The sequence below is a fragment of the Streptomyces desertarenae genome (assembly GCF_042681365.1).
In the GTDB taxonomy this organism is placed as follows: Bacteria; Actinomycetota; Actinomycetes; order Streptomycetales; family Streptomycetaceae; genus Streptomyces; species Streptomyces desertarenae.
Genome location: NZ_JBHUFU010000002.1, coordinates 137090 through 160640, shown reverse-complemented (window position 1 = coordinate 160640; position 23551 = coordinate 137090). Strand labels below are relative to the sequence as shown.

Sequence of the window (23551 nt, the reverse complement as noted above, 5' to 3'; positions counted from 1 at the left end):
GACGGGCGGCACCTCACATCCCCGGCACCGGCGGCAGCGGGCCGAGGCGCTCCCCGACACGGCCGCGCAGCACCAGGTACTCCTCCCAGCGGCGGCGTACCCGCCCCGCGGGTCGCTCCACCGGCCGGCCCGCGGTGACCGTCTCGCCCCTGACGAACTGCTCCCGCGTCAGGTCGAGCTCGACCCCGCTCGGCAGCCGGTTCCACCAGTGGTGTCCCTCCGGCTCACCGCCGTGGAACACCTCGCCCAGCATCAGATCGCCGCCCAGCAGGTCGTTGACGACCAGGGCGGTGATGTCGCAGTGCCCCCAGGCGGGGTTGTCCGGGCTCCACCCGATGCGCGTGATGTCGGAGGGGCAGCAGGTGTCGGCGGACCAACTCGCGCGCAGCGCGCGGTCGATGTCCAGGAGCGTCCACGGTGTCGTCGGTGTCGTCGTCACGCGCCCAGCCTTCCACCGACCACCGACAGTCCCGTCGCCGCGGCCGCTTCGCCCCCCGGCGCCGCCGCGGCCGGCCCCGCGGACCGGAAGCCGCCGTGCCGGCCCGTGCCGTCACGTCTGGGCCATGTCCACGAAGCGCGAGTAGTGGCCCTGGAAGGCCACGGTGATCGTCGCCGTCGGACCGTTGCGGTGCTTGGCCACGATCAGGTCCGCCTCGCCCGCGCGCGGCGACTCCTTCTCGTAGGCGTCCTCGCGGTGCAGCAGGATGACCATGTCGGCGTCCTGCTCGATCGAGCCCGACTCGCGGAGGTCCGAGACCATCGGCTTCTTGTCGGTGCGCTGCTCGGGGCCGCGGTTGAGCTGGGAGAGCGCGACCACCGGCACCTCCAGCTCCTTGGCCAGCAGCTTCAGGTTCCGGGACATCTCCGAGACCTCCTGCTGACGGCTCTCGGGACGCCGCGAACCGCCCGACTGCATCAGCTGGAGGTAGTCGATGACGACCAGCCGCAGGTCGTTCCGCTGCTTCAGGCGGCGGCACTTGGCGCGGATCTCCATCATCGTCAGGTTCGGCGAGTCGTCGATGTACAGCGGCGCCTCGGTGACCTCCGGCATCTGGCGCGCCAGCCGGTTCCAGTCCTCGTCCGTCATGCTGCCCGAGCGCATGTGGTGCAGCGCCACCCGCGCCTCGGCCGACAGCAGCCGCATCGCGATCTCGTTGCGGCCCATCTCCAGCGAGAAGATCACGCTGGGCAGGTTGTGCCTGATCGAGCAGGCGCGGGCGAAGTCCAGGGCGAGGGTGGACTTGCCCATGGCGGGCCGCGCCGCGATGACGATCATCTGGCCCGGGTGCAGGCCGTTGGTGAGGGAGTCCAGGTCGGAGAAGCCCGTCGGCACGCCCGACATCTGACCGCTGCGCGAACCGATCGCCTCGATCTCGTCGAGCGCGCCCTCCATGATCTCGGCGAGGGGGAGGTAGTCCTCGGAGGTGCGCTGCTCGGTGACGGCGTAGATCTCGGCCTGGGCGGAGTTGACGATCTCGTCGACGTCGCCGTCGGCGGCGTATCCCATCTGCGTGATGCGGGTGCCCGCCTCGACCAGGCGGCGCAGGACGGCGCGCTCGTGGACGATCTCCGCGTAGTACTGGGCGTTGGCGGCGGTGGGGACCGTCTGGACCAGGGAGTGGAGGTAGCCGGGGCCGCCGACCTTGGCGATCTCGCCGCGCCTGGTCAGCTCGGCGGCGACCGTGATCGGGTCGGCGGGCTCGCCCTTGGCGTAGAGGTCGAGGATGGCCTGGTAGATCGTCTCGTGGGCCGGGCGGTAGAAGTCCTTCCCCTGGATGGTCTCCACCACGTCGGCGATGGCGTCCTTGGACAGCAGCATGCCGCCGAGGACCGACTGCTCGGCCTCCAGGTCCTGCGGCGGCACGCGGTCGAAGGCGCCCCCGGGGCCGCCCGCCCAGGCGTCGGGTCCGCGGTCGTGGCGCTCGCCGTCCGCCTCCGGACCGCGGCGCTGGCGGGAGACGGGAAGGTGGTCGCCCGGGCCGGCACCCCCCGGGCCGTGGGATCCCACGACGTGACCGGGTGCCGGGCTGTCGACGTGTTCGGACGGCGTCATCCCGCACCTCCTCCCGTGGCTCACGGCCGTGCCCCTCTTTCCTACGGCACGGCTCTGACATCGAAGGCCCGCCGGTTCGCCGGCCGCGGTGGATCGCAGCCGCGGTGAAGAGGAGGGGAACGGAGGGCGGGCGCCGGACAACGGTAGGGCTGCGGAGGGCCGCAGCCAATTCAGTTATCCACAGGCTCTGTGGATGACGGGGTCCTTCCTGTGGAGAACCCGGCGAAACCTGTGCACGGGGCGGGGGACGGACCTGTGGAGAACTCGGGTCGCCCACCTTCATCACCGCCCTGACCTGCTGTTCCGCCATCCACCGGCTGTGCAGGAGAAAAACTTCGCACCAGGTGAGGAGGTCGCGACGAACGGCGCAGCGGATGTCACCCCGCGTGAGGAGTGGTAATAACCACACCAGGGTTGCAGTCATTACCTGTGGATGTTTGGATCGGATCATGACACACGCTCCCCGGCCCGCCGGACGCACCGGCGTACGGCGCCACGACCGCGAGATCATCGCGCTCGCCCTCCCCGCCTTCGGCGCGCTCGTCGCGGAGCCCCTGTTCGTCATGGCCGACAGCGCGATCGTCGGACACCTGGGCACACCGCAGCTCGCCGGTCTCGGCATCGCGGCCACCCTGCTGACGACGGGGGTGAACGTCTTCGTCTTCCTCGCCTACAGCACCACCGCGGCCGTCGCCCGCCGCGTCGGCGCCGGGGACCTGCCCTCGGCGATCCGGCAGGGCATGGACGGGATCTGGCTGGCGCTGCTGCTGGGCGCCGCGGTGGTGGCCGCCGCCCTGCCCGCGGCGCCCGCACTCATCGAGTTGTTCGGGGCGTCGGAGACGGCCGCGCCGCACGCCGTGACGTACCTGCGGATCAGCGTGCTGGGCATCCCCGCGATGCTCGTCGTCCTGGCCGCCACCGGGGTGCTGCGCGGCCTCCAGGACACCCGCACCCCGCTGTACGTGGCCGTCGGCGGCTTCACCCTCAACGCGGTGCTCAACGTGGTGCTGGTCTACGGCGCCGGGCTGGGCATCGCCGGGTCGGCGTGGGGCACCGTGATCGCCCAGTGCGGCATGGCCGCCGTCTACCTGACGGTGGTGGTGCGCGGCGCCCGGCGGCACGGGGCCTCGCTGCGGCCGGACGCCGCCGGGATCCGGGCGAGCGGCCGCGCCGGGGTGCCCCTGCTGGTGCGCACGCTGTCGCTGCGGGCCATGCTGGTGCTGGCCACCGCCGTCGCGGCGCGGCTGGGGGACGTGGAGGTGGCGGCCCACCAGATCACGCTCACCGTCTGGTCGCTGCTGGCCTTCGCGCTGGACGCGATCGCGATCGCCGGGCAGGCGATCATCGGCCGCTATCTGGGGGCGGGGGACGCGGCCGGAGCGCGGGCGGCCTGCCGCCGGATGGTGCAGTGGGGCGTGGCGTCCGGTGTGGTGCTGGGGATGCTGGTGGCCGCGGCGCGCCCGCTGCTGCTGCCGCTGTTCACCTCGGACACGGCCGTCCACGACCGACTGACGCCCGCGCTGCTGGTCGTGGCGGTGACCTCGCCGATCGCGGGGGTGGTGTTCGTCCTGGACGGGGTGCTGATGGGGGCCGGGGACGGCCCGTACCTGGCGTGGGCGTCGCTGGCGACGCTGGCGGTGTCCGCCCCGGCGGCCCTGGCCGTACCGGCGCTGGGGGGAGGGCTGACCGCGCTGTGGTGGGCGGTGGCGGGGCTGATGATGGCGGTCCGGCTGGCCACCCTGTGGCTGCGGGCCCGCTCGGGGCGGTGGATCGTCACCGGGGCGGTACGTGCCTGACCGCTCCCGGCCGCTCCGGTCCGGGCGGGGATCCGGCCCGGACCGGAGCGGCCCGGAGACGGCGCAGGGCCGCGGCCCCCGTGCGGGGACCGCGGCCCTGTTCCTGCCGCGTGCGTCGTGCCACGGCTCAGTGCCGCGGCCCGGTGCCGTGGCTCAGGCGGCGCCGACCTCGACGCCGACCTTGGCGACGACCTCGGGGTGCAGGCGCACGGTGATCTGGTGCGAGCCCAGGGTCTTGATGGGCGAGCCCAGCTCGATGCGGCGCTTGTCGACGTCCGGGCCGCCCGCGGCCTTCACCGCGGAGGCGATGTCGGCCTGGGTCACGGAACCGAACAGGCGGCCCTGGTCGCCGGCGCGGACCTTCAGGCGCACGGTGACGCCCTCCAGCCGGCCCTTGATCTCGTTGGCCTGCTCGATCGTGGCGATCTCGTGGATCTTGCGGGCGCGGCGGATCTGCTCGACGTCCTTCTCCCCGCCCTTGGTCCAGCGGATGGCGAATCCGCGGGGGAGCAGGTAGTTGCGGGCGTACCCGTCCTTCACCTCGACGATGTCGCCGGCGTTGCCGAGACCGGAGACCTCGTTGGTCAGGATGATCTTCATGCGTCGGCCATCCTTCCCTTATCGAGCGGTCGAGGTGTAGGGCAGCAGCGCCATCTCACGGCTGTTCTTCACGGCCGTGGCGACGTCGCGCTGGTGCTGGGTGCAGTTGCCGGTGACCCGGCGGGCACGGATCTTGCCGCGGTCGGAAATGAACTTCCGCAGCAGGTTCGTGTCCTTGTAGTCGACGTACTTGATCTTTTCCTTGCAGAACACGCAAACCTTCTTCTTCGGCTTGCGAGCAGGCGGCTTCGCCATTGTCTCTCTCCGTTTGGTTCAAGAAGTCTGTGCTGTGAGCGCAGCCCTCCCGGAACCCCTGCGGGATCTCAGAAGGGGGGCTCGTCCGAGTAGCCACCGCCGGAACCGCCGGAGCCACCGCCCCAGCCGCCACCGCCGCCGCCCTGCTGGCCGCCGGCCGGCGCGCCGGTCGCCCACGGGTCGCCCGCGGGTGCACCGCCGCCCTGCTGGCCGCCGCCGGGGCCGCCGCCCCAGCCACCGCCGCCGCCACCCTGACCGCCGCGGCCGGCGGTCTTGGTGACCTTGGCCGTGGCGTTGCGCAGGCTGGCGCCGACCTCGTCGACGTCCAGCTCGTAGACCGTGCGCTTGACGCCCTCGCGGTCCTCGTACGACCGCTGCTTGAGGCGGCCCTGCACGATGACGCGCGTGCCCCTGGTGAGGGACTCGGCGACGTTCTCCGCCGCCTGCCGCCACACCGAGCAGGTCAGGAACAGGCTCTCGCCGTCCTTCCACTCGTTGGTCTGGCGGTCGAAGATGCGCGGAGTGGACGCGACGCGGAACTTCGCGACCGCCGCACCGGAGGGGGTGAAGCGCAGCTCGGGGTCGTCGACCAGATTGCCGACGACCGTGATGACGGTCTCGCCTGCCATGGGTGAACCTCTCGGCGGGTGCTGCTGGCTGCTAGTGCTGCTGTGGTGCCGGTGGTGGTCTCCGGGGATCCGGGGTGCCACCGGTGCCCCGGCCCTCGCTGGGCCGGTGGCTCAGTGGGTCTCGGGGCGGAGGACCTTGGTCCGCAGAACCGACTCGTTCAGGTTCATCTGACGGTCGAGCTCCTTGACGACTGCGGGCTCGGCCCGCAGGTCGATGACCGAGTAGATGCCCTCGGGCTTCTTCTTGATCTCGTACGAGAGACGACGACGGCCCCAGGTGTCGACCTTCTCGACCTTTCCGTTGCCCTCACGGACGACGGAAAGGAAGCTCTCGATCAGCGGGGAGACGGCGCGCTCCTCGAGATCGGGGTCGAGGATGACCATCACCTCGTAGTGACGCATGTCGGAACCCACCTCCTCTGGACTCGGCGGCCACGGTCGTTCCGTGGCAGGAGGGTCGTGATGCGTGAGCAACGGTATCGGCCGGCACTGACAGTCCCGGGGACTTCCCCGGAACAGGACCCGGGTCCGTATCCCGGGGCAGGCGCGACGAGGGCCGACACCGCGCAGACGGTACAGAGTACCCGGCACCACCACTCGGGTTGAAATCCGGCCGACAGTCGCCGCAATCTGGACACAACGGATGTGAGCGGCGTCACCCGGCGCCGTCCCCCGCCGGACCGCTCGCGCAGCGGGACGACCAACGGGAGGTACCGATGTCACAGGTGGTGCACAGGAGGCGGGGCGGTCCCGCGTCCTACCTCAACAGCGACGGACGGCCGCACCCGGTCGAGAACCGCCTCGTGGCGGCGACGGCGGTCCTGGCCCTGATCGCGGTTGTCACGGCCTTCTTCCCCGGGCTGAGCCCCATCACGACCTGGGCCGGACTGCTGGGCCTGGTGGCGGGCGGCTGGGGCCAGATGATCTCGGCGACCACGGAGGAGCGCTTCGTCCTGGTCGTCGGCATGGGCGCCGCGGCGCTCGGCCTCTTCTTCGGGATGTGGAACGGGGGACCGTTCGGCACCTGACCGGCGGGCCCGCGCCCGCCCCCGCCCGGCACGCCGCCACCCCCCACGGGCACGACCGGGGCGCTTCCGGCCGCAGTAGGCTTCCGGCCAGACCCTGCGAAGTACGCCGGAGGAGCGCCCCGTAATGAGCCTGACCCTGAGGACGATCAGTCGCGAGCAGCACCTGGCGTATATCCGCAGCCTCCCATCGGCCAGCCACATGCAGGTCCCGGCGTGGGCGGACGTGAAGGCCGAGTGGGGCTCGGAGAGCCTGGGCTGGTTCGACGCGAGCGGCGAGCTGGTCGGTGTGGGCCTGGTGCTCTACCGCCAGCTGCCGAAGGTCAAACGCTATCTCGCGTACCTGCCCGAAGGGCCGGTGATCAACTGGTACGCGCCCAACCTGGAGGAGTGGCTGCGCCCGATGCTGGCGCACCTGAAGGCCAAGGGCGCGTTCTCGGTGAAGATGGGCCCGCCCGTGGTGATCCGGCGCTGGGACGCCCCCGCGATCAAGGCCGGCATCCAGGACCCGGACGTCAAGCGGCTGCGCGACGTCGAGGCCACGCACATCGAGCCGCGCGCCTTCGAGGTGGCCGACCGGCTGCGCCGGATGGGCTGGCAGCAGGGCGAGGACGGCGGCGCCGGCTTCGGCGACGTCCAGCCGCGCTACGTCTTCCAGGTGCCGCTGGAGGGCCGCACCCTGGACGAGGTCCACAAGGGCTTCAACCAGCTGTGGCGCCGCAACATCAAGAAGGCCGAGAAGGCCGGCGTCGAGGTCGTGCAGGGCGGCTACGACGACCTGCCCGTCTGGCAGGAGCTGTACGAGGTCACCGCCGAGCGCGACCGCTTCCGGCCGCGTCCGCTGGTGTACTTCCAGCGCATGTGGAAGGCGCTGAACGCCGAGGACCCCAACCGGATGCGGCTGTACCTGGCCAAGCACGAGGGCGAACCGGTGGCCGCGGCCACGATGCTGATCGTGGGCGGGCACGTGTGGTACTCATACGGCGCCTCGGCCAACCACAAGCGCGAGGTGCGTCCGTCCAACGCGATGCAGTGGCGGATGCTCCAGGACGCCTACGCTCTCGGGGCGAGCGTGTACGACCTGCGCGGCATCAGCGACTCCCTGGACGACGGCGACCACCTCTTCGGCCTCATCCAGTTCAAGGTGGGCACGGGCGGGCAGGCCGCCGAGTACCTCGGGGAGTGGGACTTCCCGCTCAATAAGCTGCTGCACAAGGCGCTCGACATCTACATGTCGCGCCGCTGACGCCCCCACTCCACGCACGCCGGCGGGCCGCTAGGCGCCCGCCCGGACCGATGAGAAAGGTGCCGCACGGCCATGGCGCTCTCCCTCTACGTCGACACCGACCGCTGGCGGGCCCACCAGCGGACGGTGCTCGAGCAGTTCCCGGGCCTGGTTCCGGTCTGCAAGGGCAACGGGTACGGCTTCGGCCACGAGCGGCTGGCCGAGGAGGTCGCCCGGTTCGGCTCCGACGTCATCGCCGTGGGCACGACGTACGAGGCCGCCCGCATGAAGGACTGGTTCAGCGGGGACCTGCTGGTGCTCACCCCGTTCCGCCGCGGTGAGGAGCCGGTGCCGCTGCCGGACCGGGCGATCCGCACCGTCTCCTCGGTGGACGGGGTGAACGCGCTGGTGGGCGCCCGGGTCGTCATCGAGGTGATGAGCTCGATGAAGCGGCACGGGGTGCTGGAGGAGGACCTGGGCAAGCTGCGCGCCGCCGTGGACGACGTGCGGCTGGAGGGTTTCGCGATCCACCTGCCGCTGGACCGCACCGACGGCACGGACGCGGTGGAGGAGGTCATCGGCTGGATGGACCGGCTGCGGGCCGCCCGGCTGCCGCTGGAGACGATGTTCGTCAGCCACCTGAAGCCGGAGGAGTTCGCCCTGCTCCGGCAGCAGTTCCCCCAGACCCGCTTCCGGGCGCGGATCGGGACGCGGCTGTGGCTGGGCGACCACCAGGCCACCCGGTACCGGGGCTCGGTGCTGGACGTGACACGGGTGTCCAGGGGCGACCGGTTCGGCTACCGCCAGCAGAAGGCGCCGGGCGACGGCTGGCTGGTGGTGGTGGCCGGCGGCACCTCGCACGGGGTGGGTCTGGAGGCTCCGAAGACGATGCAGGGCGTGACGCCGCGGGCCAAGGGCGTGGCGCGGGCCGGCCTGGCGACGGTCAACCGCAACCTGTCGCCGTTCGTGTGGGACGGCAAGCAGCGGTGGTTCGCCGAGCCGCCGCACATGCAGGTGTCGATCCTGTTCGTGCCGGAGGACGCCGCGGAGCCGAAGGTCGGCGACGAGCTGACGGCGATCCTGCGGCACACCACGACGCAGTACGACCGGCTGGTCGAGCACTGAAGCCGTCCCCGGGGGCGGTCCGGGGCCGGCGGCGAACGGTGAGGGGCCCGGACGTGGTGTCCGGGCCCCTCACCGTTCCCGCCGCTCGTGCCGGGTGCGGACGGGGTACGGCGCCCACGGCCGGCGGGACCGTCCGCCGGTCCCGCCGTGCGCCGCGTCCGTCCGCCGGCCCGGCCGGTCAGCCGTCCGGCCGCCGCCGGCGTGCCGCCGCCGGCCCGCGGCTCAGCGCTCGACCTCGCCGCGGATGAACTTCTCCACGTTCTCGCGGGCCTCGTCGTCGAAGTACTGGACCGGCGGGGACTTCATGAAGTAGGAGGAGGCCGAGAGGATCGGGCCGCCGATGCCGCGGTCCTTGGCGATCTTCGCGGCGCGCAGGGCGTCGATGATCACGCCGGCGGAGTTCGGGGAGTCCCAGACCTCCAGCTTGTACTCCAGGTTCAGCGGAACGTCGCCGAAGGCGCGGCCCTCCAGGCGGACGTAGGCCCACTTGCGGTCGTCCAGCCAGGCCACGTAGTCGGACGGACCGATGTGGACGTTGTTCTCGCCCAGGTCCCGGTCGGGGATCTGGGAGGTGACGGCCTGGGTCTTGGAGATCTTCTTGGACTCCAGGCGGTCGCGCTCCAGCATGTTCTTGAAGTCCATGTTGCCGCCGACGTTGAGCTGCATCGTGCGGTCGAGGACGACACCGCGGTCCTCGAAGAGCTTGGCCAGCACGCGGTGCGTGATGGTGGCGCCCACCTGGGACTTGATGTCGTCACCGACGATCGGCACACCGGCCTCGGTGAACTTGTCCGCCCACTCCTTGGTGCCCGCGATGAAGACCGGCAGGGCGTTGACGAAGGCGACGCCCGCGTCGATGGCGCACTGCGCGTAGTACTTGGCGGCCTCCTCGGAGCCCACCGGGAGGTAGCAGACCAGGACGTCGACCTGGCGCTCCCGGAGGATGCCGACGACGTCGACCGGCTCCTCGGCGGACTCCTCGATGGTCTCGCGGTAGTAGCGGCCCAGGCCGTCCAGGGTGTGGCCGCGCTCGACGGCCACACCGGTGCGGGGCACGTCGCAGATCTTGATGGTGTTGTTCTCGCTGGCGCCGATGGCGTCCGCCAGGTCCAGGCCCACCTTCTTGGCGTCCACGTCGAACGCGGCCACGAACTCGATGTCCGAGACGTGGTAGTCGCCGAACTGCACGTGCATCAGCCCCGGCACGCGGCTCTTCGGGTCGGCGTCCTTGTAGTACTCGACGCCCTGCACCAGCGAGGCGGCGCAGTTGCCCACGCCGACGATGGCTACGCGAACCGAACCCATTGGCGGTTGCTCCCTGTGTTCTGTGGTCGTTTCCGACGGTCTTTTCCGACGAGGTCCCGCGGGTGCGGGGTCTCAGGTGGCGGTGTCATCGGACGGATCGGGCGGGGTCTCCCCCCGGTTCTGATCACGCCCCGCCCGCTCGCTCTCGATGAGTTCGTTGAGCCAGCGGACCTCGCGCTCCACGGACTCCATGCCGTGTCGCTGCAGTTCGAGGGTGTAGTCGTCCAGACGCTCGCGCGTGCGGGCCAGGGAGGCGCGCATCCTGGCCAGGCGCTCCTCCAGCCGGCTCCGGCGGCCCTCCAGCACGCGCATCCGCACGTCGCGCGAGGTCTGGCCGAAGAAGGCGAAGCGGACGCCGAAGTGCTCGTCCTCCCAGGTGTCGGGGCCGGTCTGGGAGAGGAGCTCCTCGAAGCGCTCCTTGCCCTCGGCGGTGAGCCGGTAGACGATCCGGGCCCGCCGGCCGGTGAGCGGCGCGGTGAGGGAGTCGTCCGGCTCGCCGCCGGACTCCTCGGCCAACCATCCCCGCTGCACCAGCGTCTTGAGGCACGGGTAGAGGGAGCCGTAGCTGAACGCCCGGAAGACACCCAGCGATGTGTTGAGTCGTTTGCGCAGCTCGTAGCCGTGCATAGGTGACTCGCGGAGCAGTCCGAGGACGGCGAACTCCAGGATGCCCGAGCGCCTGCCCATCGCCGTCACTCCTTCCCGTCGTCGTTCCCCGTCGCGTTGTCTCGCGCCGATGTATCGAGTCGATACATCGTGACGATAGCGCAGACGATAGAACGCGGTTCCGAGGGGGACAAGGGGGCGCCGGGGAGAGGAGGGGTGAGGGGGTTCACATCACGGATTCGCCGCGGCCCACTCGCCCTTTTCCTCACCATGTGCGGCAGTTGGCAGGTTTTGGCGGTGCGTAGTCTGTCCGCTGTGCAGAAAGTCCCCGGGAACCGACGAGACACCAAAAGCGTCCTCGTCCCGGGTGCAGTGCGGCCAGGTCTGGGAACGTGGGCGGGCCGCACTTCGGGGGACTGGAAGTACACTGCCGCCTTCAGGCGCGAGCGCCTGCCCGAGGAGTAGCTGTTCCAATGAGCGAGCACCGTCGTAAGCCGCCGCAGTCCCGTGGTCGGCGCGCCGCACAGCCGCCGTCCGGTGGCCGGCGTGCCGCACCGTCGCATGGCGCCGCCCCCGGTCACGGCATGCCCGCGGACCGCCCCCACGGCGGCCGCGCCGAGGCCCGCCGGGCCGCCCAGCGTTCCGCCGCGGGAGGCGGCAGACGCCGCGCGGTGAGCGGCTCCACCGCCGCGAGCGGACGCGGGCGGACCGCACCGTCCGGGGGGAGGCGCCTCGTCGACTACCCGCGGTCGGACCGGTACGGCTGGCGGCGCTGGCTGCCGTCCTGGAAGCTGGTCGCCGGCCTGTGCGCGGCGGGCTTCGCCCTGCTGGTCGGCATGGTGGGGCTGGCCCTGGCCTGGGTGGACGTGCCGGACGAGAACATCACGGCCACGCAGCAGAACAACGTCTACTACTGGTCCGACAAGACGGTGATGGCCCGCGTCGGCGCCACCAACCGGCAGAACGTCGACATCAAGGACATCCCCAAGTCGATGCAGGACGCGGTCATCGCCGCGGAGAACGAGACCTTCTGGAAGGACAAGGGCGTCGACCCGATGGGCATCGGCCGCGCGGTGTTCAACATGGCCACCGGCGGTGACACCCAGGGCGGGTCGACCATCACCCAGCAGTTCGTCAAGAACAACTACCTGACCCAGGACCAGACCATCACCCGCAAGGTGCGGGAGCTGTTCATCTCCATCAAGGTCAACCAGGTGATGACCAAGGAGAAGATCCTCCAGGGCTACCTCAACACCAGCTACTACGGGCGCAACGCGCACGGCATACAGGCCGCCGCCCAGGCGTACTTCGAGAAGGACGCCAGCAAGCTCAACCCCTCCGAGAGCGCCTTCCTGGCCGCCGTCCTCAAGGGCGCCGACCTGTACGACCCGGCCGGCGGCGTGGGCCCGAACTCCAAGCCCAAGCAGAACCGCGAGCGCGCCGAGAAGCGCTGGAAGTGGATCCTCGACCGCCAGGTCGAGGTGGGGCTGATGCCCAAGAGCGAGCGGGACAAGTACACCGAGTTCCCCGAGGTGGCGCCCCGCAAGGCCCAGGCCGGCACCGGCGGCCAGAACGGCTACCTGGTCTCCGTCGCGGAGGAGGAGGTCAAGAAGAAGCTCGGCATCGACAAGAAGCAGTTCGACCGGGGCGGCTACCAGATCTACACGACCTTCGACAAGGAGAAGGTCGCCGCGATGGCCAAGGCCGTCGAGAAGGTCCAGAGCCAGTACATCAAGCCCGACAAGAGGCCGGACAAGGACAGGTTCGTGCAGTTCGGCGCTGCTTCGGTCGAGCCGGGCACGGGGAAGATCGTCGCGATCTACGGCGGCCCCGGCTTCGACAAGAACCACTTCATCAACAACGCGGACACCCAGGGCGTCCCGGTCGGATCCACCTGGAAGCCGTTCGTGCTGGGCGCGGCCATGGAGTACGGCACGTACCGCAGCGGGGGCGAGGGCATCTCGCCCGAGAGCAAGTACAACGGCGACAACAAGCTCAAGGTCAAGCGGCAGGACGGCACCGACTACCTGGACAAGGAGGGCAACCCCTTCTACCAGGTGAACGACGCCGACAAGGACCACGGCTACATCACGCTGCGCAGGGCCATGGAGGTCTCCGCCAACACCCCGTTCGTCCAGCTCGGCATGGACGTGGGGATGGACAAGGTGAAGCAGGTGGCCTCGAGCGCGGGCATCGAGGACAACAGCTTCGACCCCAACCTCAACCCGTCCTTCGCGCTGGGCACCTCCACTCCGGGCGCCATCGAGATGGCCAACTCCTACGCCACCTTCGCGGCCTCCGGCACCCACGTGGACACCTACTCGGTGGTCGAGGTGCGCAAGAACGGCGAGAAGAAGCCGGGCTTCGACAGGCCCCAGAAGGAGACGGCGATGGACTCCAACATCGCCGCCAACATCACCGACGTGCTGCGCGGCGTGATCGAGAAGCCGCACGGCACCGGCTACGCGAGGGCCCGCGCCCTGGGCCGCCCCGCCGCCGGCAAGACCGGCACCACCGACGAGAACAAGTCCGCCTGGTGGGTGGGCTACACCCCGCAGCTGTCCACCGCGGTCACGATGTTCCGCACCGACCCCGACGAGGGACGGCTGCTGTCGATGAACAAGACGGGCGGCTTCGACTCCATCCACGGTGGCGCGCTGCCCACGCAGGTGTGGGTGGACTACATGGCCGCCGCCCTCAAGGGCCAGCCGGTCAAGGACTTCCCCAAGGCCCGGCCGATCGGGAAGAAGGCCGACCAGATCGGCGCGCCGTCGCCGACCCCGTCGCCGTCCGAGGAAGTCGAGCCGTCGCCGTCCCAGGAGGAGACGACCGAACCCAGCCAGGAGCCGACCACCTCCGCGCCGACCTCCCCGTCGCCGTCCGGTTCGCAGTCCTGTGAGCCCTGGGACTGGCTGTGCCGGGAGAACGGCGGCCAGGAGAACGGCGGGACCGATCAGGGCAACACCAGTACCGGGAGCCAGGACAACGGCGGCTCCACCACCGGCTCCACCACCGGCACGGACACGGGCGGCACCGACACCGGTGCGACCACCGAGGGCACCGAGGGGAACAGCGGCCGCCCCGGTGGCGAGGAGGACGGCGGCAGCACCATCTGGGGCAACGGCGGCGGAACCTGATCCCACCCGCCTGACCCGTCGCCCGAGGGGGCGGCACCGGAGAGCCATCCGGTGCCGCCCCCTCCGCCGTAGGCTCCGGGCACGCCGCGCGGCGGACCGGTGCGGCAGTATGTGGCCCATGACGAGCGCGCGCCTGGACTCACGGACACCGGCTCTGCGGACCCCGGACCCGCAGGAACCGGTACGGCCCACCGAGCAGGACGAGGTCGCGGCCCGCGGCAGCGAGCTGTTCGGCGGGCCGCTGGGCCGGCGCGCGCTGACCGGACGGCACTGGTGGTCACCGGTGCGGATCGTGGTGCTGGTGGCGGTGGGCATGTTCGCGCTCGGCATGGTGCAGAAGCTGCCCTGCTACGAGAGCAGCTGGTTCCGCGGCGCGACGAGCCAGTACGTGCACGCCTGCTACTCCGACATCCCCCACCTGTACACCGGGCGCGGTTTCGCCCAGGACCTCACGCCGTACTTCGACCGCATCCCGCAGGAGATCTCCGGAGGGATGGAGTACCTGGAGTACCCCGTGCTGACGGGGGTGTTCATGGAGGTCGCCTCCTGGCTCACCCCCGACGGCGGCGAGATGATGCACCGGCAGCAGATCTACTGGACGGTCAACGCCGGGATGCTGATGATCTGCGCCGCCGTCCTGGTGGTGTGCGTCGCCCGCACCCACCGGCGGCGTCCCTGGGACGCGCTGCTGGTCGCCCTGGCCCCCGCCCTCGCACTGACCGCGACCATCAACTGGGACCTGCTGGCCGTGGCGCTGACCGCGGCGGCGATGCTGATGTGGTCGCGGGAGCGTCCACTCGCCTCCGGAGTACTGCTCGGCCTGGCGACCGCCGCCAAGTTCTACCCGTTCCTGCTGCTGGGGCCGCTGCTGGTGCTCTGCCTCCGCGCGGGCCGCTGGAAGGCGTTCGGGGCCGCTCTCGGCGGGGCCGTGCTCTCCTGGCTGGCGGTGAACCTGCCGGTGATGGCGCTGGCGACGGAGGGGTGGTGGAAGTTCTACTCCTTCAGCCAGGAGCGGGGCGTCGACTTCGGCTCCTTCTGGCTGATCCTCTCGCAGCGCACCGGCGATCCCCTGGAGAACGCCAACACCTACGCCATGGTGCTGGTGGCCCTGGGCTGCGCGGCGATCTGCCTCCTGACGCTGCGGGCGCCGCGGCGTCCCCGCTTCGCCCAGCTCGCCTTCCTGGTCGTGGCCCTGTTCGTGGTGACCAACAAGGTCTATTCGCCGCAGTACGTGCTGTGGCTCATCCCACTGGCCGTCCTGGCCCGGCCGCGCTGGCGGGACTTCCTCGTCTGGCAGGCGTGCGAGGTGATGTACTACCTCGGCATCTGGTACTACCTCGCCTACACCGGCAGCGGCGACGACCGCCACGGTCTGCCCGCCGAGGGCTACCAGCTCGCCATCGCGGTCCACCTGCTGGGCACCCTGTACCTGTGCGCCGTGGTGGTGCGCGACATCCTCGTGCCGGAGCGCGACGTCGTGCGGCAGGACGGCTCCGACGACCCGTCCGGTGGTGTCCTGGACGGCGCCCCCGACGCCGTCGCCTTCCCGCCCCGCCGGTACGCCCGCGTGGCCGCCTCGGAGGAGGACCCGGAGAGCGGTGCGGAGGGAACACCCCCGGAGCCCCGCGCCCCGGGCGCCGAGGTCTCCTGAGGGTCACGGTCCCCGGGGAGCCGGGGCCGAAGGCCCGGGGCGCGCCGGCTCGGGAAGCCGGGGGCCGCGGAGCGGTGGAGCCGCGGAGGCGGTCCGGAGAGGGCACGTTTCACGTGAAACATCAGGCCGCCCGGTGCCGTGCCCGGGGATCCGCGCGTCCGGTGCCGGCGAGTGTGTGAGGCTGGGCGCATGGCTGTTGTGCGTGATCTGCGCGTGCTTCTGCGCTTCTCCGGCTTCCGCCGGCTCCTGGCGGTCCGGCTGCTCTCCCAGTCGGCCGACGGGGTCTTCCAGGTCGCGCTCGCCGCCTACGTGGTCTTCTCGCCCGAGCAGCAGACCTCTCCTGCCGCCATCGCCTCCGCGATGGCGGTCCTGCTGCTGCCGTACTCGCTGCTGGGCCCCTTCGCGGGTGTGCTGCTGGACCGCTGGCGACGGCGGCAGGTACTCCTCTACGGCAATCTGCTGCGAGCCGTCCTCGCCGTTGTGACGGCCGTCCTGGTGCTGGCGTCGGTGCCGCTGTGGCTGTTCTACCTCGCCGCGCTCACGGTCACAGCCGTCAACCGCTTCGTCCTGGCCGGGCTCTCAGCCTCCCTGCCGCACGTGGTGGACGGCGAACGGCTGGTGATCGCCAACTCCCTGTCGCCCACCGCGGGCACCCTGGCCGCCACCGCCGGAGGCGGCCTCGCCTTCCTGGTGCGCATCCCCGCGCCGGACGGCGCGGGGTCGGACGCGGCGGTCGTCTTCCTGGGAGCCTGCCTCTACCTTCTGGGCGCACTGGCGTCGCTCAGGATCGGCCCCGCCCTGCTGGGACCCGACTCCGCCGCACCGCCTCCCCGTCTGGCCACAGCCGTCACCGAGGTCGTCCACGGCCTGGCGGCCGGGCTGCGGCATCTGGGGCAGCGGCGCAGGGCCGCCCGGTCGCTCGCCTCGATGGGAGTGCTGCGCTTCTGCTACGGCGCGCTGACGGTGATGGTGCTGATGCTGTGCCGCCACGCCTGGGGCGTGGGGGACGGCGGAACCGGAGGCACCGGTGGCACCTCCGGGGGCAAGGCGGGCGCCGGCGCCGCACTCGGCGGCATGACGTTGCTGGGGCTGGCCGTGGCCGTCTCCGGCGCGGGGTTCTTCGCGGCGGCGGTGCTGACCCCCTGGGCTGCGCGGCACACCGGAGGGTTCGGCTGGATCGCGGTCTGCTCGACCGGCGCCGCGCTGCTGGTACCCCCGCTGGTCCTCCCCTTCTCCCCCGTCCCGGTGCTGTGCGCGGCCTTCGTGGTGGGCGCGGCCACCCAGGGATCGAAGATCGCCACGGACACCATCGTCCAGTCCGCCGTGGACGACGACTACCGGGGAAGGGTCTTCTCCCTCTACGACATGCTCTTCAACATCGCCTTCGTGGGCGCCGCGGGTGTGGCGGCCCTGATGCTCCCGCCGGACGGCCGCTCGGCCGCCCTGGTGACAACGGTGACAGTCCTGTACGCAGTGGTGGCCGTCGCCATGTTTCACGTGAAACACGGTGACGGCCACCATGCCGGACAAGACGGTGCGATCAGCTCCGGTCGGCCCACCACTGCCTGAGGGCCTCGGTCGCCGCCTCCCGCCCCATCGGGCCGTTCTCCAGCCTCAGTTCCAGCAGGTGCCGGTACGCCTCGCCGACCTCGGGACCGGGCCGCAGCCCGAGGATTTCCATGATCTCGTTGCCGTTGAGGTCGGGGCGGATGGAGTCCAGCTCCTCCTGCTCCTTCAGCCGCGCGATGCGCTCCTCCAGACCGTCGTACGCGCGCGCCAGGGCGTTGGCCTTGCGCTTGTTGCGCGTGGTGCAGTCCGAGCGCGTCAGCTTGTGCAGCCTCTCCAGCAACGGGCCGGCGTCCCGGACGTACCGGCGCACTGCCGAGTCCGTCCACTCACCGGTGCCGTACCCGTGGAAGCGCAGGTGCAGCTCGACCAGGCGCGAGACGTCCTTGACCATCTCACCGGGGTACTTCAGCTTCGTCATCCGGGACTTGGTCATCTTCGCGCCGACCACCTCGTGGTGGTGGAAGGAGACCCGCCCGTCCTTCTCGAACCGGCGCGTCCTCGGCTTGCCGATGTCGTGCAGCAGTGCCGCCAGCCGCAGGGTGAGGTCCGGGCCGCCGTCCTCCAGGTCGATGGCCTGCTCCAGCACGGTGAGGGTGTGCTGGTAGACGTCCTTGTGCCGGTGGTGCTCGTCACGCTCCAAGCGCAGGGCGGGCAGCTCGGGCAGCACCCGGTCCGCCAGGCCGGTCTCCACCAGCAGTTCCAGGCCCCGGCGGGGCCGGTCGGCCAGGATCAGCTTGTTCAGCTCGTCGCGGATGCGCTCCGCCGAGACGATCTCGATCCGCCCCGCCATGGCCTTCATCGCGGCGACGACGTCGTCCGCCACCTCGAAGCCGAGCTGGGCGGCGAAGCGGGCGGCGCGCATCATCCGCAGCGGGTCGTCGGAGAAGGACTCCTCGGGGGTGCCGGGCGTGCGCAGCACCCGGCGGGCCAGGTCCTCCAGCCCGCGGTGCGGGTCGACGAAGTTCTTCTCCGGGAGCTCGACCGCCATCGCGTTGACGGTGAAGTCACGGCGGACGAGGTCCTCCTCGATGGAGTCGCCGTAGGAGACCTCCGGTTTGCGCGAGGTCCGGTCGTACGCCTCGGAGCGGTACGTCGTCACCTCGATCTGGTAGTCGTCCTTGCGGCATCCCACCGTGCCGAACGCGATGCCCACCTCCCAGACCGCGTCCGCCCAGGGCCGCACCAGCGCCAGGATGTCCTGGGGGCGGGCGTCGGTGGTGAAGTCCAGGTCGTTGCCGAGCCGCCCCAGCAGCGCGTCGCGGACGGAGCCGCCGACCAGGGCCAGGGTGAATCCGGCATCCTTGAAGCGGCGTGCGAGGTCGTCGGCGACGGGGGACACCCGCAGCAGTTCGCTCACGGCTCTGCGCTGGGCCTCCCCGAGCACCGCTGGGGGAGCCTCCCGGGAGAGCCCGCGGGCCGGCTGCTGGGCGTGGCTGTCAGTGTTGGCGTTCGGCACAGCAGAACAGGGTACGTGGCCCTTCCCCGGCCGTTCGTCCCCGCCGCGTCCCCGGACCGCGCGCCGTACGGCTCCGTGGCACTCACGGGGTGCGGGAATCGTTAGCATCTGGGTGCGTGCGTGCGCCAGGCACACCGGCGGCACACACCGGCACCGGACGACCGGCGAACAGGATGGACGAGCACGTGGCCGAGGCGGCAGAGACCCCAGGGACGACCCCTACCGCTCCTGCCCGGCGCCGCCGCACGGTACGGGCGGTGCGCCTGCTGGCCGTGCTGGCCGGCGCGCTGCTGCTCTCCGGTCCCCTCCATCCCCTCCCGGAGGCCACCGCCGCCGCCCGCGGTGGCGGCACCCCCTTCTCCGCGCCGGCCGCCCCCGCGGCCGACGGCCCCCGCACGGCCGTGATCTCCGTCGACGAGCTCACCCCCTCGGTTCCGGAGAAGGACGACACGGTCACCGTCTCCGGCCGGGTCGCCAACCGGACCGGCTCCACCGTCAAGGACGCCCGCGTCGCCCTTCTGGCCGGTCCCCGGCTGACCACGCGCAGCGCCATGGAGGAGGCCGCGTCCCGCACCGGCTTCGTCCCCGGCGCCGACGGCGCGGAGGTCGGCGGCAAGGACGCCGTCGCCAGGATCGGCGACGTCCCGGCGGGCGGCAGCCGCTCCTTCACCCTGAGGGTGCCGGTGGAGAAGCTGTCCCTGGACGAGCCCGGGGTGTACCAGCTCGGCGTGTCGCTGTCGGGTAAGGCCCGCGGAGGCGCGTACGAGCGCGTGCTGGGCATCGAGCGGACCTTCCTCCCCTGGCAGCCCGCCGCCCCCGACGAGCCGATCCAGCTGACCTTCCTGTGGCCGCTGATCTCCTCCGCCCACATCGGCGCCTACACCAAACCCGACGACCAGCAGCAGACGCCCGTCTTCGAGAACGACGGGCTCGCCCGGGAGATCGCCCCCGGCGGGCGCCTCCAGCAGATGGTCTCCCTCGGCAAGGACCTGCCGGTCACCTGGGTGGTCGACCCGGACCTGCTGGCCTCCGTCGCGGCGATGGCCGAGCGGTACGAGGTGCGCACCGAGGACGGCACCACGGTCGAGGGCAGGGCCCAGGCCGACGCCCGCAGGTGGCTGTTCGACCTCCAGCAGGCGGTGGAGGACGACGAGGTGGTCGCCCTCCCCTTCGGCGACCCCGATCTCGCCTCCCTCGCCCACCGCGGCAGGAACGTCCCCGGCGCCCTCGGCCACCTCGGCCCGGCGACGGAGCTGGGCAGGACGACGGTGAGGACCGAGCTGCACGTCGAGCCCAGCACCGACTTCGCCTGGCCGGTGGAGGGCGCCATCGATCCCTCGGTCGTCTCCGTCGCCACCTCCGCCGGTGCCCGCAACGTCATCACCCGCAGCGACAGCCTCCGCGAGAACGGCCGGCTGAACCACACCCCCACCGCGGCCCGGCCGATCGGCGGCGGCACCACGGCGATCGTTGCGGACGCCCGGCTGTCCGGCCTCTTCCGTGGTGACATGACACGTGCCGGCACGTCGGTGGAGGCCGTCCAGCGGTTCCTCACCCAGACCCAGGCCATCTCCGCGCAGCAGCCCGACAAGCAGCGCAGCATCGTCGTCGCCCCGCAGCGGATGCCCACCGCCAGCCAGGCCCAGGCGATGGCCGAGGCCCTCGACGCCCTCCAGCTCGACGGCCGCTGGGCGGAGTTCGTGGGCCTGACGGAGGCCGCGAGGGCCAAGCCCGACCCGCAGGCCAACCGCAGGGTCCCCGGCCGGGGCTCCTACCCCGCCGACCTGCGCGAGCAGGAGCTGCGCACCGAGGCGTTCGAGGAGATCCACACCGTCCGCGAGTCCCTGGACGACTTCAAGAGCATCCTCTCCCAGCCCGTCCGGGTGGAGACCCCCTTCAGCGTCGCCCTCCACCGCGCGATGTCCACGTCCTGGCGCGGCGAGCGGGACGAGGCCGCGGAGTACCGGGCGTCGGTGCGGAAGGACCTGGAGGAGCTGACCGGGGGCGTGCGGCTGGTCCAGAAGTCGGAGATGAAGCTCTCCGGCCGCAGCGCCACCATCCCGGTGACCGTGCAGAACAAGCTCCTCCAGGACGTGGAGAACCTGGAGCTGCGGCTGACCTCCGGGCGCCGGATCGGTCTGGAGGTGGACGAGGCGCAGCCGGTGAGGGTGGCGGGCGGCCACAGCCAGTCCGTGAAGGTCCCCACCACCGCCAAGGCCAACGGGCGCACCTGGGTGCGGGCCCAGCTCTACACCGAGGACGGCGAGCGCTGGGGCGAGCCGATGAGGTTCCAGGTGGAGGTCACCGAGATCACCTCCGCCGTGATGCTGGTCATCTCCGGCGGCGTGCTGCTGGTCGTCCTGGCCGGCGTGCGGATGTACACCCAGCGCAAGCGCAGGACGGAGCCCCTCCCCGATCCGGACGCCCCGCTGCTGTCCCCGGCCGGCGGCGTCGGGGATGATGCCCGGGACGGTTCCGGGGAGGACACCGCGGAGAGGGCGGCCGGCGAGGGGCCCGACGGGACGCCGGCCGGTGGGCAGGCGGGTGACCGGACCGGGGACACAGGTCCCGGTGCGGCCCGGAACAGGCGCCCTCTCCGGCACGGGTGAGAAGCTGGACCGTCGAGCAAGCTGTCGGGGCCGGCACAGCGGCCGCGGACGATGAGGTGGGGTTGCAGGGATGAACGCGCCGTACGACCGTGACCGCGGCGGCAGGCCCGGCGGCGAGCCGGCCGCCGGGGACGGCCGGGAGCCGTACGGGGACGACCCGTACGGCCGGGAGCAGGAGTACGGGCAGGACCCGTACGGCCGCGGCACCCCGCACTCCGACGCCCGTGACCTGTACCGGCAGCCGCCGCCGTCCCGCCACGCCCCCGACCCGCGCCTGTGGGCCCCCACACCCGCACCGGAGCCGGAGGGCCCCTCCCGCCGGCTGCCGTACGGGGACGACCCGGCGACCGTGCGTTTCACCGGCGTGGACGACCTGCTGGCCGGGGGCCCCGGCGGGCAGGGCGGACGAGCGCGCGAGGACGCCTTCGCCCACCTCTACCGCGACCAGCAGGCTCCCGCGCCGCAGCAGCCCCACCAGCCCCACCAGCCGCACAGGGAGCCCGCGCCCCAGGGCCACGGACCCTACGGGCAGCACGGGGACCGTACACCGCCGCGGCAGCCCCAGGCGGGCGCTCCAGGGCCGTACGGCCACCCCGGGGAGCCCGTCCACCCCCCGGGCCCCCACGGCCCGGCAGGCCGCCTCCAGCCGCCCCAGGGCCCTGCGGCGCAGCACCCCGCGGCCCCCGCCCCACCGGTGCCGCCCGGCGCGCCCGGACCGGAGGCCGTGTCCGGCCCGGAGGACGGCGCGGCACCGCCGCCCGCGGCGGCCGCCCAGCCCGCCCGCCGCGGCGGCGGCATCCTGAAGTCCAGCGCCATCATGGCCGCCGGCACGATGGTCTCCCGGCTCACGGGGTTCCTGCGCACGCTGGTGATCACCGCCGCGCTCGGCGCCGCGGTGCTCGGCGACGCCTACACCGTGGCCTACACGCTGCCGACGATGATCTACATCCTCTCCGTCGGCGGCGGCCTGAACTCCGTCTTCGTGCCGCAGCTCGTCCGCGCCATGAAGGACGACCCCGACGGCGGCGAGGCGTACGCCAACCGCCTGCTCACCCTGGTCGTGGTCCTCCTCGGCGGCCTGGTGGCGCTCACGGTGCTCGGGGCCCCGCTGCTGGTGCGGATGCTGTCGGTGCAGATCGCCGGCGACCCCGAGGCCAACAACGTGGCGGTCACCTTCGCCCGCTACTGCCTGCCCACCATCTTCTTCATGGGCGTCCACGTCGTCATGGGCCAGATCCTGAACGCCCGCGGCCGCTTCGGCGCGATGATGTGGACCCCCGTCCTGAACAACATCGTCATCATCACCACCTTCGGCCTGTTCATCTGGGTCTACGGCACGGCCCGCACCTCCGGGATGAGCGTGGGGACGATTCCGCCGGAGGGCGTCCGGCTGCTCGGCGCCGGCACCCTGCTGGGCCTGGTCGTCCAGTCGCTGGCGATGATCCCCTACCTGCGCGCCGCCGGATTCCGCATCCGGCTGCGCTTCGACTGGCGCGGCCACGGGCTGGGCAAGGCCGCCCGCCTCGCCAAGTGGACGTTCCTGTTCGTCCTGGCCAACCAGGCGGGCGTGCTGGTGGTCACGCAGCTCGTCACCTGGGCCGGCAAGGCCGCCGACGCCGAGGGCCACCCCGGCACCGGCATCCTGGCCTACAGCAACGCCCAGCTGATCTGGCAGATGCCGCAGGCCATCATCACCGTCTCGGTGATGGCCGCCCTGCTGCCGAGGATCTCCCGCGCCGCCCACGACGGCGACCCGGGTGCCGTCCGCGACGACATCTCGCACGGGCTGCGGACCTCGGCCGTCGCCATCGTGCCCGTCGCCTTCGCCTTCCTCGCCCTCGGCGTGCCGATGTGCCTGCTGATGTACTCCTCCGCGGGCGTCGACGCGGCCACCTCGATGGGCTACACCCTGATGGCCTTCGGCCTCGGCCTGATCCCCTACTCCGTGCAGTACGTCGTCCTGCGCGGCTTCTACGCCTACGAGGACACCCGCACCCCCTTCTACAACACCGTCATCGTCGCCGCCTGCAACGCAGCCGGCTCCACCCTGTGCTTCCTGGTGCTGCCCAGCCGCTGGGCGGTCGTCGGCATGGGTGCCGCGTACGGCGTCGCCTACGCCGTCGGCGTCGGGGTGGCCTGGAAGCGGCTGAGCCGGAGGCTCGGCGGCGACCTGGACGGCTCCCGGGTGCTGCGCACCTACATCAGGCTCTGCGGTGCAGGACTCCCGGCCGCGCTCGCCGGCGGAGGCGTCGCCTACGCCGTCCTGAGCACTCTGGGCTCCGGCTTCACCGGCGGCGCGGTCGCGCTGCTCGCGGGCGGGCTGGTGCTGGCCGTGATCTTCGTGCTGGCCGCCCGGCGCATGCGGATCGAGGAGCTGACCGCCATGATGGGGATGGTCCGGGCCAAGCTCGGCCGCTGACACCCGCCTCGGCGGCCGCCGACGGCCGCGGCACAACCATGGCCCCCACCCGTGTGTCGTGCATACCGGTGGGCTGTGGGCACAATTGTCT

At 71.8% G+C, this 23551-nt stretch carries 18 protein-coding genes; 9 read left to right on the top strand and 9 right to left on the bottom strand.

What is annotated here, in order from left to right:
* Positions 1-13: 13 nt before the first annotated feature.
* Entirely contained in the window at positions 14-439 is a 426-nt protein-coding gene (locus tag ACFSJS_RS04870) for a YunG family protein (RefSeq protein WP_380897106.1), read from the bottom strand.
* 111 nt (positions 440-550) lie between these two features.
* The gene (gene dnaB, locus ACFSJS_RS04865; protein WP_380897104.1) at positions 551-2053 is read right to left on the bottom strand and encodes a replicative DNA helicase; all 1503 of its coding nucleotides are present in this window, start codon (positions 2051-2053) and stop codon (positions 551-553) included.
* A 449-nt stretch (positions 2054-2502) separates the two neighbouring features.
* On the opposite strand from dnaB, the gene ACFSJS_RS04860 reads away from it, so the two are divergent.
* Positions 2503-3849 carry an MATE family efflux transporter gene (locus tag ACFSJS_RS04860; protein WP_380897102.1) on the top strand — a complete coding sequence of 449 codons (1347 nt, stop codon included), beginning with the start codon at positions 2503-2505 and terminating at the stop codon, positions 3847-3849.
* Positions 3850-4002: 153 nt separating this feature from the next.
* Here the strand turns inward: ACFSJS_RS04860 and rplI are convergent, their stop codons facing one another.
* The 4 genes from rplI to rpsF all read right to left on the bottom strand — a co-directional run bounded on the left by rplI (position 4003) and on the right by rpsF (position 5735).
* A complete protein-coding gene (gene rplI / locus ACFSJS_RS04855; RefSeq protein WP_380897100.1) occupies positions 4003-4449 on the bottom strand; it encodes a 50S ribosomal protein L9 in 447 nt (148 codons plus the stop codon).
* Between the two features lie 18 nt (positions 4450-4467).
* Positions 4468-4704 (bottom strand): 30S ribosomal protein S18, encoded by a 237-nt coding sequence (gene rpsR, locus ACFSJS_RS04850; protein ID WP_027765513.1) that lies wholly within the window; start codon positions 4702-4704, stop codon positions 4468-4470.
* Positions 4705-4772: 68 nt separating this feature from the next.
* Positions 4773-5333 carry a single-stranded DNA-binding protein gene (locus tag ACFSJS_RS04845; RefSeq protein ID WP_380897098.1) on the bottom strand — a complete coding sequence of 187 codons (561 nt, stop codon included), beginning with the start codon at positions 5331-5333 and terminating at the stop codon, positions 4773-4775.
* A 111-nt stretch (positions 5334-5444) separates the two neighbouring features.
* A complete protein-coding gene (rpsF, locus tag ACFSJS_RS04840; RefSeq protein ID WP_155071204.1) occupies positions 5445-5735 on the bottom strand; it encodes a 30S ribosomal protein S6 in 291 nt (96 codons plus the stop codon).
* Between the two features lie 314 nt (positions 5736-6049).
* On the opposite strand from rpsF, the gene ACFSJS_RS04835 reads away from it, so the two are divergent.
* The 3 genes from ACFSJS_RS04835 (at position 6050) to ACFSJS_RS04825 (ending at position 8708) form a co-directional block, all read left to right on the top strand.
* Positions 6050-6361, top strand: a complete 312-nt coding sequence (locus ACFSJS_RS04835) for a hypothetical protein (protein WP_380897096.1) — start codon at positions 6050-6052, stop codon at positions 6359-6361.
* Between the two features lie 124 nt (positions 6362-6485).
* On the top strand, positions 6486-7604 hold the full coding sequence (locus tag ACFSJS_RS04830; RefSeq protein WP_380897094.1) for a lipid II:glycine glycyltransferase FemX: 1119 nt from the start codon (positions 6486-6488) through the stop codon (positions 7602-7604).
* A gap of 72 nt (positions 7605-7676) precedes the next feature.
* On the top strand, positions 7677-8708 hold the full coding sequence (locus ACFSJS_RS04825; protein WP_380897093.1) for an alanine racemase: 1032 nt from the start codon (positions 7677-7679) through the stop codon (positions 8706-8708).
* Positions 8709-8930: 222 nt separating this feature from the next.
* Here ACFSJS_RS04825 and ACFSJS_RS04820 read toward each other — a convergent pair whose 3' ends face one another.
* Together ACFSJS_RS04820 and ACFSJS_RS04815 are read right to left on the bottom strand one after the other, a co-directional pair.
* Positions 8931-10013 (bottom strand): inositol-3-phosphate synthase, encoded by a 1083-nt coding sequence (locus ACFSJS_RS04820; RefSeq protein ID WP_380897091.1) that lies wholly within the window; start codon positions 10011-10013, stop codon positions 8931-8933.
* A gap of 72 nt (positions 10014-10085) precedes the next feature.
* Complete coding sequence (locus ACFSJS_RS04815; RefSeq protein WP_380897089.1) at positions 10086-10700, bottom strand: PadR family transcriptional regulator; 615 nt, start codon at positions 10698-10700, stop codon at positions 10086-10088.
* Between the two features lie 392 nt (positions 10701-11092).
* Here ACFSJS_RS04815 and ACFSJS_RS04810 point away from each other — a divergent pair, with 392 nt between their 5' ends.
* From ACFSJS_RS04810 to ACFSJS_RS04800, 3 genes are all read left to right on the top strand, one after another.
* On the top strand, positions 11093-13756 hold the full coding sequence (locus tag ACFSJS_RS04810; protein ID WP_380897087.1) for a transglycosylase domain-containing protein: 2664 nt from the start codon (positions 11093-11095) through the stop codon (positions 13754-13756).
* Between the two features lie 118 nt (positions 13757-13874).
* Positions 13875-15407, top strand: coding sequence for a glycosyltransferase family 87 protein (locus ACFSJS_RS04805; protein ID WP_380897086.1), 1533 nt, complete (start codon positions 13875-13877; stop codon positions 15405-15407).
* 189 nt (positions 15408-15596) lie between these two features.
* The gene (locus ACFSJS_RS04800) at positions 15597-16976 is read left to right on the top strand and encodes an MFS transporter (RefSeq protein WP_380897084.1); all 1380 of its coding nucleotides are present in this window, start codon (positions 15597-15599) and stop codon (positions 16974-16976) included.
* Here the strand turns inward: ACFSJS_RS04800 and ACFSJS_RS04795 are convergent.
* On the bottom strand, positions 16948-18432 hold the full coding sequence (locus tag ACFSJS_RS04795; RefSeq protein WP_380897081.1) for a CCA tRNA nucleotidyltransferase: 1485 nt from the start codon (positions 18430-18432) through the stop codon (positions 16948-16950). The two genes, ACFSJS_RS04800 and ACFSJS_RS04795, sit on opposite strands and share 29 nt — an antisense overlap.
* A 257-nt stretch (positions 18433-18689) precedes the next feature.
* Here ACFSJS_RS04795 and ACFSJS_RS04790 point away from each other — a divergent pair, with 257 nt between their 5' ends.
* Positions 18690-21041 carry a DUF6049 family protein gene (locus ACFSJS_RS04790; RefSeq protein ID WP_380897079.1) on the top strand — a complete coding sequence of 784 codons (2352 nt, stop codon included), beginning with the start codon at positions 18690-18692 and terminating at the stop codon, positions 21039-21041.
* Between the two features lie 70 nt (positions 21042-21111).
* Complete coding sequence (murJ, locus tag ACFSJS_RS04785) at positions 21112-23460, top strand: murein biosynthesis integral membrane protein MurJ (RefSeq protein ID WP_380897077.1); 2349 nt, start codon at positions 21112-21114, stop codon at positions 23458-23460.
* Positions 23461-23551 lie beyond the last annotated feature (91 nt).